The organism is Pseudoalteromonas sp. NZS37 (assembly GCF_015864265.1).
GTDB classification, from domain to species: Bacteria; Pseudomonadota; Gammaproteobacteria; order Enterobacterales; family Alteromonadaceae; genus Pseudoalteromonas; species Pseudoalteromonas arctica.
In genome coordinates, this window is record NZ_JADYXL010000004.1 from 169,302 (window position 1) to 181,540 (window position 12,239).

Genomic DNA, 12,239 nt, shown 5'->3' on the forward strand with positions numbered 1-12,239 from the left:
CATTATTGCGTAATTTTTGATAGATTGATATAATATTTGATAGTCTATATAAGAACAAAGTATTATAAAGGGTTTGTCATGTTTAAATTACCAAAGCTAGTTGCACTTACTGCTGTTGTCGCTGTAAGTTCTTTTTCGTATACAGCACCTGCAAATGCTGAAGATCAATTAGCAGTATCTATTTGTGAATATATTGCGGCAGACGATAAAAACCGATTACGCAGCAAGCTTAAAAGCTCTCGTGTAAAAATTCGTAATATTTATGATGCAGTACAATGTAATGGTAATAACTTATTACGCCATGCTGTTGCTAGTAATGCAGTGGATACTGGTGAGTATATAGTTAAAAACTTATCAAAAAGTGCTCTAACAGATGGTGCTGATATTGCTTGGGCTGAAGGCAACTTTGCTAGCTCACCACTTATTGCAGTAATTAAAGATCGCGCTGGTCTTTAATTATAAAAAGGTTTTATAACTCTACCTTCAGTAAGGTATTGTTAAATATTGATTAGTCTGAAGTTGTTACTAATAACAATCTCAGGCTTTTTTATTTAGCTAATGTAATCTCACCCCTAACAAAATCATTAATAAGTTCACTATTTACCTATCTATTTTATATTCCTAAAGTGTAGAGTCTTCATTTTAAAAGCAGCTTCAAATTTACTTCTTCAAAAGAGGTAACTTTATTCAGCTGGTATCTATTTTGTATCTGCTAGTTTATTTACAAACTTAATCACTAAGGATAGATATGAAAGCTGTAATTCCAGTAGCAGGCTTAGGGACGAGAATGCTCCCTATGACAAAAGCTATTCCAAAAGAAATGCTCCCTATAGTTGATAAACCTCTAATTCAATATATTGTCAGCGAATGTGTATCTGCCGGTATTAAAGATATTGTATTAGTTACACACAGCTCTAAAAATGCAATCGAAAACCATTTTGATACAAGTTACGAGCTAGAAGCTACTCTTGAAAAACGTGTTAAACGTGCTTTATTAGATGAGATTCGCTCTATTTGTCCGCCTGATGTAACTATTATGAGTGTACGCCAAGGTGAAGCTAAAGGGCTAGGGCATGCTATTTTGTGTGCTAAGCCAATAGTTGGTGACGATAACTTTGTCGTACTCCTGCCAGACGTGATACTTGATGCTTATACAGCGGACCAAAAAACTGAAAACTTAGCGGCCATGATTAAACGCTTTAAAGAAACTCAAGCAAGTCAAATAATGCTTGAGCCAGTAGCTAAAGAAGACGTTAGTAAATATGGTATTGCTGATATAAACGGTGTTGAGTTAATGCCAGGTAAAAGTGCTGCAATTAAAGCAATGGTTGAAAAACCTGATGCAGATTTAGCACCTTCAAATCTTGCTGTTGTAGGGCGATATGTACTGAGTAAGAATATTTGGCCTCTACTCGCAAAAACGTCTGTAGGTGCTGGCGGTGAAATACAACTTACAGATTCTATTGACGCATTAATGGCACAAGAAACCGTTGAAGCATTCCATATGAGTGGTCGCTCTCACGATTGCGGAGATAAGTTAGGCTATTTAAAAGCAATTGTAGAGTACAGCATGCGGGATAAAAAGTTAGGTAATGACTTTTCTCGCTTTATAAATGATTTGAATTTACCTTAACTACAGAGCAATAAATTTTATGAAAACTATAGAAGCTAAAATAGTTTTCATAAAATGTAGTGAACTCGGTCTATAAACCTTTGCTAGACTACTCTGAGTTACTAAGTTAGTTACACTTTACCTACACTGTAATAGGTTACGTAGTATGATTGTTACTTATTCTGTATTGATCTTTTAAAGGAACCACCATGATTGAGCAAGGCCAAGAATTACCATCGGTTACGTTAACGCAATTAACTGACGACGGTATGCAATCTCTTACAAATAAAGAGTTGTTTGAAGGTAAAAAAGTCGTGTTATTTGCAGTGCCAGGTGCATTTACACCAACGTGTTCAAATGCACATCTACCTGAATTTATTACTCTTGCTGATAAAATTAAAGCAAAAGGTGTTGATGCTATTTACTGTGTATCTGTTAATGACGCATTTGTTATGAAAGCATGGGGCGACTCGCAAAACGCGCAAGAAATTACCATGCTTGCCGATGGCGATGGAAGTTTCACTAAATCGTTAGGGCTTGATAAAGATACCGCTAGTTTTGGTGGTTTACGTTCAACGCGTTACGCTATGATTGTTGAAAATGCAGTAGTAACTGGTTTATTTGTAGAGCAAGACAAAGAGTTTGTTGTAAGCCGCGCAGAATCAGTACTAGAGAAGCTATAACAGTAATAAAGTGTAGGTTTTAGCTTTAATTAATCAGCTACTTACTATTTAAAAACCGATGTTGGAAACAACATCGGTTTTTTATTTACGGCTCAAATTTCAAATTACGGTTGGTATTGTCCGCTAAGTGTTAAACCAGAGAAAGTGCTATAGGCGTTAACACTTAAGTGCCAAGTACCTGCTTGTGGATTGGTAAATGTACATGTTTCTGCGTTGCCATTTTTATAAGGGCGACAATCGTACGTAGTGGTTGTTGGTTGGCTGCCATATTTTACAAATAAGTCTGCATCGCCACTTCCACCCGACGTTGTTACTGTAAACGTACTCATTCCTGCAGGTACATCTAACGTGTAATGTTTCCACTGACCAGTATTGGCTGTCACATCGCTTATAGTGCCTCCGCCAGCTTGTGGAGTGCCTGTACCGCCACCAGACGATGAACCACCAGTAATATTACCTACCAAGCTCACAGCTGAATACGCAGAGTAGCCGTTAAGCATTACGTGGTAAGTTCCCGCAGTAGGGTTATCAATAGAACACTCTTCGCTATTACCGCCTTTATAAGGGCGACAGTCATAGGTAGTAGTTGTAGGTTTACTGCCCGCACGTACGTATAAATCAGCATCACCAGTACCACCACTCATAGTGAATGTTACGTTAGTTGCACCGCTTGGTATGGTCATAGTGTAAAACGCTTGTGCATTTGCAGCCCCACTTAAACCTGTTTTAGCTTCACCATTAATAAGCTTGCTATCACCGCCTGTAGGCGGAGTAGTGCCGCCACTTGCTGCTGCAACAGCTGCGGCTGCATCAACAATACCCGTACCACAGCTAGTACATGTAGCAGGGAACGAACGGGTTGTTGATTTTAAAATACTTTCTATTTCGTCAGGCGTTGCATCTGGTTTTGCTTGCTTAATAAGTGCCGCAACACCTGCTACGTGAGGCGCAGCCATTGATGTACCTTGCGAATAACCGTAGCTGTCGCTTGAAGGTGTAGACGAACCTGAATTGTAAGTTGATAGAACACCTTCAGAGTCGTTTGCAAAACTTTGCGCGCCACCCGGTGCTGCAACATCAATATTACTACCGTAGTTTGAGTAATAAGCTCGACCGCCATTACGACCTACTGATGCTACGTTTACTACACCATTACAGTTACCTGGGTTGTAGTTTGCCGAGTTATCGTTATCGTTACCTGCAGCAATAACTACCACAGTGCCGTTACTGCGTGCTGTGTTAATTGCATTTTGAGTTGTAGAGCTACATGAACCGCTGCCGCCTAAACTCATGTTTATTACATCTGCAGGGTTTGAGTTGGCAGGAATGCCTGAAACACTTCCACCAGATGCCCAAATAATACCATCTGCAATATCTGAGGTTAAACCACCACACTTACCAAGTACACGAACAGGCACTACTTTTGCGTTATAAGCTACGCCTGCAACGCCTTCGCCGTTATTGGTTACCGCAGCAACTGTGCCGGCTACGTGCGTGCCGTGCCAGCTAGAGTTTTGTGCACCGTTAGTACCACATTCATTCGCAGCAACTGCATCACCAGGATCACGTGCATCGCTATCGCGACCACCGCCATCGTTAGCTACCGATAGGTTAGAGATCATATCGTAACCCGGTAAAATGTTAGCATTTAAATCGGCATGTGGGCGGTAACCTGTATCTAGTACGGCTACAACTACACCGCTACCCGTTGCGGTATCCCATGCCGTCGGTAAGTTTAAACCACCGGCTTGCTCGTAGTAATGCCATTGGTCATCAAAGCGAGGGTCGTTAGGAGTTGAAAACGGCTTTAACATTTGATCCACTTCAATGTATTCCACATTGCCTGAATCAACCATTTCTTGCATAAATTCTTGCGCTTCTGCTGTACTTAATTTTTTATCAGCACGCATTACGTGATGGTTATTAAGTGCCATTGCACGAATGTATTTTGCTTTTACTTTGCCTTTTTTAGAAGCGAAGTTTTTAACAAAGCTTTGTGCGCGCTTTTTCATGCTAGACGGGCTTGCGTCTGCAGTTGAGAGGCTCGCCATTTCGTTATTATTTTTATATTTAATAATGAACTGAGTTTCGAAACTGCCTTGGCTTTGTAGTTTAGCAGATGTTTCAGCCATTGAACTTGAAACTGATTGAGCCATGCCAGATGTTGCTGCAAAAAGCGTACTAACTGTAATTGCAATTGCGCATCTTTTAAAAATTTTACTAGTTGTCATAATTATCCCTAGATTTTTATTTATTATTTCGTGATATAAGATCACGATGCGGGAACAAAAGTAAACGATCTGTTAACTAGGTTAAAATATCAATTTATTATGTACCTCTTTCATTTAGTTATAACCCAGGTTTTTAGCGGTTTACTCGTTGTTTAGTATTTGTAATATAAATTAAAAATAAGCATAAAGGATTGTTTTATTGTGAGGGTAATTATTCCCCACTTATTACTGATGCGTTTTTGTTGTGTTATTACTAATAATTCAAATGCTGCGTTGTTAGCTATTAAACTTTGCTATAATCGAGCAAATTTTTTAATGAGATAAATAAATGACCCAAGTAGATGTAATTGTAATAGGTGCGGGAGCAGCAGGATTAATGTGTGCAGCGCAAGCTGGATACCGTGGCCGAAGCGTTACAGTACTTGATATGGGAAAAAAACCAGGTCGTAAAATTTTAATAAGTGGTGGTGGGCGTTGCAATTTTACAAATGAAAATGCAACCCCGGATAACTACTTATGCACAAACTCTCATTTTGTTAAATCATGCTTAAGTCGTTATACACAGCATGACTTTATTGAGCTGGTGGACAGACATGGCTTGGCGTATCACCATAAAACACTAGGCCAGCTTTTTTGCGATAACAATGCACAAGACATTGTTGATATTTTACTAACCGAATGTGAGTGGGCCGGAGTAAATATAAAGCTACGCAGTGAAGTGATCAGCGTATCAAAAACCGAAACCGGCTATAGCGTTACCACAGAGCAAGAAACCTTAACCTGTGAGTCGTTAGTTATAGCATCAGGTGGCTTAACTATGCCAAAACTAGGGGCTACACCAATAGGCTATAAAATTGCAGAGCAGTTTGGCTTAAGCGTGTTACCAACCATGGCAGCACTTGTACCATTTACTTTGCACCAGCACGATAAAGAGCGTTTTGAAGGGCTTTCGGGAATTAGTATTCCATGTGAAGTTTCAAGCGAAGACGGCACCGTATTTAAAGAAAATATCCTCTTTACTCACCGAGGGTTATCGGGCCCTGCAATATTGCAAATAAGCTCATTTTGGCGAGCAGGGCAGGCTGTAACTATAAACCTATTACCTGAAATTGATTTAAGGCAGCAACTTGCTGATTGGCGTGAAACACAAGCCCAAAAGTCGTTAAAAAATAGCCTTGCGACTATTTTACCTAAACGCTTTATAGAAATACTGCACGAAAGCAAAGCGATACCAGATTGTAATATTAATCAGCTTACACATGCCCAAATAGATGAGTTAGTAAATTATATTCATGCGTGGCAAATAAAGCCTAATGGGACCGAGGGCTATCGTACTGCTGAGGTAACATTGGGCGGTGTAGATACCGACGAGTTGAGCTCAAAAACCTTTGAAGCTAAAAAAGCTAAAGGCCTATACTTTATAGGCGAAGTAACTGACGTAACGGGTTGGTTAGGGGGCTACAATTTCCAGTATGCTTGGAGCTGTGGATTTGCTTGTGGGCAGTACGCTTAAGTTTAGGCTATAGACCCATTTAAGTAAGTTGATTGAGCGATAACGGTTGAATCGTTATCGCTAACACATACTTTATTGCGTCCATTATTTTTAGCCTTATATAGCGCTGTATCAGCCCGCTCCAATAGTTTTAGCACTGTATCGTCTTTTTGTATCGTTGCTAACCCAACACTTATAGTAAATGCTATATTTGTAATGGTGTTTTCGGCAATATATTTTCTCAGGTCATCAGCTTTTTTAGCGCTATCATTTAAAGAGGTGTTCGATAAAATAATAGTGAATTCTTCTCCACCCCATCGCGCAATAAGTGCATCATTTCCCATACGCATTTTTAATATTTTAGAAAATTCAGTGAGTACGTTATCGCCAACTAAATGCCCGTAGGTATCGTTTATATTTTTGAAGTGGTCTATATCGCAAATAAGTAAGCAATGCGGGGTTTTAAAAACGTCGTTTTTAGCAATTAACTGTGATAATTCAAAATCAAATTTTTGCCTGTTATAAAGCCCCGTTAACTTATCGGTTTCTGCTAAGTGTTGAATTTCTAAGTTACGGATAGATAATCGAGTGTATGCCGAAAACCGTGTTTTTTCGTAAAATCTAAAAATTAAAATATGAGCAAGACTTACCTCTATGAGATTAAATAAAGAGCCTAAGCCAATTGTTACAGTTTGCTGTTGTTGTAAATACACAAGATACGCACAAATAGTAAAGGCGACTGCACTAAATAGGCTTCCCCAGTTTCTTCCAACTAAAAAAAAGCTAAAAGGCGGGATTAACGTTGCCCAAAATAAAGAATGCGCATGCCCACCTACAGAAACCACAAACATCATTATTAAGCTAACGACCATAAGGGTAACAGCCCACGCTGCTGCATTTACGTTGGCTGTTTTATTAAACCAAGTATAAATACCTAACGATATCGTAAGTCCTAAGGCATCAATTAAAGCAATGTCATAGCTTTCAAAATAAAAAAGATTGAGGAGTGTTAAAGCTAAAAAGTAACATGTAGTTATTAGTAAAGAGTGAGCTATTAAGCGAGTACGCCAAAAATCCTTATGGTCTTTTGGGTATTGTGGAAACTCTTTGTACCAAAAACCTAGCATAATGAACGACTCTTTAACCTCTGAATTTAGTGATTATTACTTATATTAGGCTTTTATTATAGTTTTTTACTTTGATTAAAACGCTTATATACGGTGGTGTTTATAAAAGTTTAAAGATCATTACAGCATTTTTCAAAGGTATGAAGGACTAGGTAGTGACTGATTACTTAAATGTAATATGCCTCGCCTTGATTTAATTGACGCAGAGCTCAACGTTATCGCTTACGTAGAGCTCTGAATAAATGTTATATCTATTCCTCTAGAAATGCCTCGCCTTGTGTCATCCACTTTGCAGCTGGTTTGCCTTTTAAGTAATGATCAAAGTACTGCATCATACGTACTGAAAAATCGACCTGATTAGGAAACTTTTTCAAGTGGTGTGGTTCACCTTCGTATTGTAAAAATGTAGCATCTTTTCCTGCACGGCGCAGAGCTAAGTAGTACTGCACGCTCTCATGCCAAGGTACTGCATCGTCTTTGTCGCCAGACATTATTAAGATAGGCGTATTAACTTTGTCTGCAAAAAATACTGGTGAGTTTTCTATATAAAGTTCTGGTGCTTCAAATAAGTTTTTGCCAATACGGCTTTGTCCTGTTTCGTATTGAAACTGACGAGCAAGACCCGATTTTAAACGTATGCCACTGTAAGCACTTGTCATGTTTGATACTGGCGCGCCAGATACAACCGCTTTAAACATATCTGTTTGGGTTATCATAAACGCACTTTGATAACCTGCCCAAGAGTGACCTTGTAAGCCTATTTTATCTGGGTCGGCTATGCCTAAATCTATTAATTTTTGGGTGGCGTTTATCATGGTTTGCGTTGACGATTTACCAGGGTGACCTATTTCAAAACGAATATCAGGTAAAAATACCGCATAGCCGTTTGAGGTAAACATAGGGAAATTAGGGCGATGGTTTAATTCCATTTTTGGAAAATCAAACATGCGTTGACTCATATAACGATAAAAATACACAACCACAGGTACTTTATCGCCTTTTTTATAGCCCGCTGGTTTTATTAGTACGCCTTGTAAATCTTCGCCATCAAAGCCTTTATAGCTTATTAGTTCTGGCTTTTCTCCCCATGCAAAATTACTAATTTGTGGGTTTAGGGTGGTCACTTGTTTTGGTGCGCTAAAGCTAAAATCTGTTTGGTAGTAATCAGGAAATTGGCTATAAGTTTGCGAGGTGAACAAGTACTTGTCAGCCTTTTTGGCTTTTTTAACTACATCAAAGCGTTTATTACCGCTAAGCACGTTAGTTATTGTGTTAGTGGTTAAGTTGAGCTTTGCCACTTCGCTTTGTTTAGTTTGTAAGTTAATAGCAGAGACAAGTAATGTATCGCCTTTTTTAAAGCCCACTTGGGTTTTATCAAGCTTAATAACACGGTACTGCGTATTGCTTTGCTTACCATTAGTTAGGCGTTTAGCTTGCTTAGTTTTTACATCAAACGCCCAAATATCGTATTTACTATAAGCAAGCACTTGGCTGCTATCGGTCATCCAACCAGCAAAACCATAACCAGGTTGAATAGATGGGTAGTCGTGTTTATCATCAGCAAAGGTTGCCTGAATCGCTTTTGTAAGCGGTGTTACTTTATTGTTTTTTAAATCTTTTAGCTGTATTTGGCTATCGCTAAAATAAGTCGCAAACTCACCATTAGGGGCAAGGCTCGGTCTAAACGGATAGTTACTAATAATTGGAGTTTGTTTACCGGTGTTTATATTTACTGCAAAGTAATCAGCAAAAAAACCGCCGTACATTATTTTTTCTAGGTAGGGGATGTTAGATGAACCAAGTAAAGACACATCTCGCTGAGGGTTTAGTGCAACCTCAGGCATATTAGTGGTACTTAGCTGTACCACTTTTTGCGAGTTAACGTGATACACCGCACTGTAATGGCGATTTTTATTAACTTCGTTCCATTGCTGCTCTTCACGCGGTTTTATTTGCGCATCGTTGTTGTGCCATACATCTAAACCTTTATGTTCACGTATGGTATCAAAGTCGTACAATGAGGCTTCATCAGTATATTCTTTAGCCTTAACTTTAGCAGCAAGCTTTGGATGGTTTTCAAAATATAAACGCTCGCCATTTTCTGACCATTCAAGGGTGGCTGTTTTCCCTAACGTCCATGCTTTATTCGGTGAATCTATAGTTGCAAGCTTCTCGTTTTTATATAGCTGTAAAGTGTAGCTACGACGGCGCGTGTCATCATTTACATAGTTACCCAATGTAAACGCTGCAATATTGTCAGTTGGGTGCCACGCTATTTTATTTGCGATTACGCCTGGTTCATCAATTAATACGCTGCTATTAAAGTCACTTAGCTCAATTAACGCTATTTGGTTGTTATTACCATCGCTGTAACTTTGACTCACTAATAGCTGGCTGTTGGCTGAGTTAATAGCATAGCTAAATACGTTTTCTATTGTATGGGTGCGTTTATCAGATAAATTTACGATAACAAGCGCATAGCTCTTATCTTTTTTATCGGGCGTGATAGCGTTGTCTTCTTCGTTTTTAGTGCTATCGGTTTTATCTTCTACTTTTGCGTCATCGTCTTTTTTATTCAAACGATAAACAAGCCACATACCGTCATCAGATAACGTGTAATCTTTTACATCAGCAAAGCTTTGTTGGGCACCTGATTGTGTGTTTACGAGTACCAGATTGTTTTTAAGGGTATCTTTTTTCTTGGTTGTTTCTTTTTCAAGTAAGGTAGGTACTTGTGTAAAAGCGACCCAGTTAGCGGCTTTATTAATATGAGGTTTAGTGCCGCGCTCTACTTCTGCGATGAGAGTATTGCTTTGTAGTGAGTAAACTTGGCCAGTTGCATTTCCACGATACGGCGTTGCACTAAAAGTGAGTACTTGACCATTGTCAGATAGTTGCGTGCTTTTAGCTGATTTAAAACTAAAAACGTCTTTAAATTGTAGCGATTCTTTGGCGTGTATGCCGGTGCTAGTTAAGCTGGCAACGAGTGCCGTGCTTAATAAGGTGAGTTTTGTTTTCATTATTGATTCTCGTATTATGACATTGTTTCATTGTAACGAGTTTGGTTCATAATTCGAGCGGATCAGTTAAATGGCAGCTACATACGACAAAACGACCCGTAGGTCGTTTTTTGGTATTTAATTTATTAATTTAGCAAACATTACAGCCAAATTTTTTGTAGCTCAAGCCATTGTTTTTCAAATTGAACACTTGGCTTTGCTTTAAAGTCGCTACGTACAAACTGATTCATTTTGCCTTCAACGTAGGCAAGTAAAAAGTTTGCAAGTGTAAGCTCATCACTTTGAAAGTTTTTACCTTCACGTAATTTACGCTCACGAAGTACTTGTTTAAACTGAGTTTCTAATTTTTCAAACAGACTTTGTACCCGCTCGCGTAAACGTTCCTGCTCACCTTGTAATGCGTCGCCAGTTAAAATACGCGTGATACCTGGGTTTTTTTCAGCAAAGGTTAGAAGTAATAATAGAATGTTATAAATGCGCGTTTGGCTTTCTTTTTCGTTTTCAATAATAATATTTATACGAGATAAAAGGGTATCTTCAATAAACTCAATTAAGCCCTCAAACATACGCGCTTTGCTCGGAAAATGACGATACAGCGCGGCTTCAGACACACCCACCTCAGCAGCTAGTTTTGCTGTGGTGATGCGTTGTCCTAAATTAGTTTCTAACATTTGTGCGAGTGCTTGCAGTATTTGCTCTTTGCGATTACTTCTTTTTGTCGCAGGCATGAACATTCCTTTTTATTAGTTATTCTTAGTGGCGCAGTTAAGAACCCTAGTCATTTTTTTGTTCAAATGATTGGCGTATGTTAATGTTTTATTCAGTTTGTTTCCAGCCTTTTTATAGATGTTTAGCCAGCTGTTCGATCACCTTGCGAGCTATTTCTATTTTACTTGTAGTTGGTAATTCTAGTTGTTCATTATGCCAGTACAGTGTTAAAGCATTATGATCGGAATTAAACCCTAAGCCACTTTTTGATACGTCATTAGCGCAAATCATATCTAGATTTTTATTCTTTAGTTTACCTTTAGCATAGCTTTCTACATTTTGAGTTTCGGCGGCAAATCCAACCGTATAGGGGCGGTTTTGTGTAAGGTTTGCAATAGCTGCAATTACGTCAGGGTTTTTAGTTAAAGTAAGGGTGAGTTCGTCGCCTTGTTTTTTCATTTTTTGAGTCGCAATGTTTGCAGCTCGATAATCCGCAACAGCAGCGCAACCTATAAAAGCATCTGATTGTGGTGCATAGGTAAGTGACTCAGTTAATAGCTCCTCAGCGCTTTCTATATTGATAAGGTTTACGCCAGTAGGGGCTTTTATAGTGACTGGACCCGAAATTAAATTAACCGTAGCACCGAGTTGCAAAGCGGCCTCTGCCAGTGCATAACCCATTTTTCCTGAACTGTGATTTGATATAAAACGTACCGGATCGAGAGGCTCACGCGTTGGGCCTGCTGTTATTGTAATTGTTTTTCCTGCAAGTAATTGCGGTTGCTCTTTTGCTATACATAGCGCAACTAGCTCATGTGGCTCTAACATGCGTCCAGCGCCTATATCGCCACAGGCTTGCTCACCTTTACCTGGGCCCCAAATAAGTACGTTACGTGCTTTTAATGTGGCTAAATTAGCTTGTGTTGCTGCGTGTGCATACATTTGCTGGTTCATGGCTGGCGCAACTGCGACTTTTGCAGGCGTTGCTAGTAGTAACGTTGTTAGTAGGTCGTCAGCAATGCCGGCTGCCATTTTAGCAATAATATTACACGTCGCTGGAGCAACTAAAATTAAGTCAGCCCATTTTGCAAATTCAATATGCCCCATTGAAGCTTCAGCAGAAGGGTCTAGTAATGAGTCAGAGACTGTTTCTCCACTAACGGCTTGCATGGTCAGTGGTGTAATAAAGTGTTTAGCTGATTCAGTCATAACTACTTTTACTTCACAACCAGAGTCTTTTAATCGCCTAACGAGTTCTGCACATTTATAAGCTGCAATACCGCCGGTAATACCTAGTACAATTTTTTTGTTTGTTAAGTTAGTCATGGATGTTCATCAGTTTTTATTAAATATTGGGCTTAAAATA

General features: G+C 39.0%; 9 protein-coding genes. 4 read left to right on the top strand and 5 right to left on the bottom strand.

The genetic code is table 11. The features are described from left to right. Window positions 1-78: 78 nt before the first annotated feature. From I6F47_RS09055 to I6F47_RS09065, 3 genes are all read left to right on the top strand, one after another. On the top strand, window positions 79-456 hold the full coding sequence (locus tag I6F47_RS09055) for a DUF3718 domain-containing protein (protein WP_007586082.1): 378 nt from the start codon (window positions 79-81) through the stop codon (window positions 454-456). A gap of 292 nt (window positions 457-748) precedes the next feature. Beyond that, entirely contained in the window at window positions 749-1,633 is an 885-nt protein-coding gene (galU, locus tag I6F47_RS09060; RefSeq protein ID WP_007586080.1) for a UTP--glucose-1-phosphate uridylyltransferase GalU, read from the top strand. Window positions 1,634-1,821: 188 nt separating this feature from the next. Beyond that, a complete protein-coding gene (locus tag I6F47_RS09065) occupies window positions 1,822-2,295 on the top strand; it encodes a peroxiredoxin (RefSeq protein ID WP_007586078.1) in 474 nt (157 codons plus the stop codon). A 104-nt stretch (window positions 2,296-2,399) separates the two neighbouring features. Here the strand turns inward: I6F47_RS09065 and I6F47_RS09070 are convergent, their stop codons facing one another. Then, on the bottom strand, window positions 2,400-4,526 hold the full coding sequence (locus I6F47_RS09070) for a S8 family peptidase (RefSeq protein WP_197183718.1): 2,127 nt from the start codon (window positions 4,524-4,526) through the stop codon (window positions 2,400-2,402). A 328-nt stretch (window positions 4,527-4,854) separates the two neighbouring features. Here I6F47_RS09070 and I6F47_RS09075 point away from each other — a divergent pair, with 328 nt between their 5' ends. Continuing rightward, the gene (locus tag I6F47_RS09075) at window positions 4,855-6,039 is read left to right on the top strand and encodes an NAD(P)/FAD-dependent oxidoreductase (RefSeq protein WP_197118505.1); all 1,185 of its coding nucleotides are present in this window, start codon (window positions 4,855-4,857) and stop codon (window positions 6,037-6,039) included. Window positions 6,040-6,041: 2 nt separating this feature from the next. Here I6F47_RS09075 and I6F47_RS09080 read toward each other — a convergent pair whose 3' ends face one another. From I6F47_RS09080 to coaBC, 4 genes are all read right to left on the bottom strand, one after another. After that, window positions 6,042-7,145, bottom strand: coding sequence for a GGDEF domain-containing protein (locus I6F47_RS09080; protein WP_197183719.1), 1,104 nt, complete (start codon window positions 7,143-7,145; stop codon window positions 6,042-6,044). A gap of 251 nt (window positions 7,146-7,396) precedes the next feature. Continuing rightward, on the bottom strand, window positions 7,397-10,165 hold the full coding sequence (locus I6F47_RS09085; protein ID WP_197183720.1) for a S9 family peptidase: 2,769 nt from the start codon (window positions 10,163-10,165) through the stop codon (window positions 7,397-7,399). A 140-nt stretch (window positions 10,166-10,305) separates the two neighbouring features. Then, window positions 10,306-10,893, bottom strand: coding sequence for a nucleoid occlusion factor SlmA (slmA, locus tag I6F47_RS09090; RefSeq protein WP_007581932.1), 588 nt, complete (start codon window positions 10,891-10,893; stop codon window positions 10,306-10,308). Between the two features lie 112 nt (window positions 10,894-11,005). Beyond that, the gene (gene coaBC / locus I6F47_RS09095) at window positions 11,006-12,199 is read right to left on the bottom strand and encodes a bifunctional phosphopantothenoylcysteine decarboxylase/phosphopantothenate--cysteine ligase CoaBC (protein WP_197118525.1); all 1,194 of its coding nucleotides are present in this window, start codon (window positions 12,197-12,199) and stop codon (window positions 11,006-11,008) included. Between the last annotated feature and the right edge of the window lie 40 nt (window positions 12,200-12,239).

Excerpts from the sequence above, each read along its gene's own strand:
- coaBC (WP_197118525.1), bottom strand. The coding sequence starts at position 12,199 with ATGACTAACTTAACAAACAAAAAAATTGTACTAGGTATTACCGGCGGT.
- I6F47_RS09070 (WP_197183718.1), bottom strand. The coding sequence starts at position 4,526 with ATGACAACTAGTAAAATTTTTAAAAGATGCGCAATTGCAATTACAGTT.
- I6F47_RS09065 (WP_007586078.1), top strand. The coding sequence starts at position 1,822 with ATGATTGAGCAAGGCCAAGAATTACCATCGGTTACGTTAACGCAATTA.
- galU (WP_007586080.1), top strand. The coding sequence starts at position 749 with ATGAAAGCTGTAATTCCAGTAGCAGGCTTAGGGACGAGAATGCTCCCT.
- I6F47_RS09080 (WP_197183719.1), bottom strand. The coding sequence starts at position 7,145 with ATGCTAGGTTTTTGGTACAAAGAGTTTCCACAATACCCAAAAGACCAT.
- I6F47_RS09085 (WP_197183720.1), bottom strand. The coding sequence starts at position 10,165 with ATGAAAACAAAACTCACCTTATTAAGCACGGCACTCGTTGCCAGCTTA.
- slmA (WP_007581932.1), bottom strand. The coding sequence starts at position 10,893 with ATGCCTGCGACAAAAAGAAGTAATCGCAAAGAGCAAATACTGCAAGCA.
- I6F47_RS09055 (WP_007586082.1), top strand. The coding sequence starts at position 79 with ATGTTTAAATTACCAAAGCTAGTTGCACTTACTGCTGTTGTCGCTGTA.
- I6F47_RS09075 (WP_197118505.1), top strand. The coding sequence starts at position 4,855 with ATGACCCAAGTAGATGTAATTGTAATAGGTGCGGGAGCAGCAGGATTA.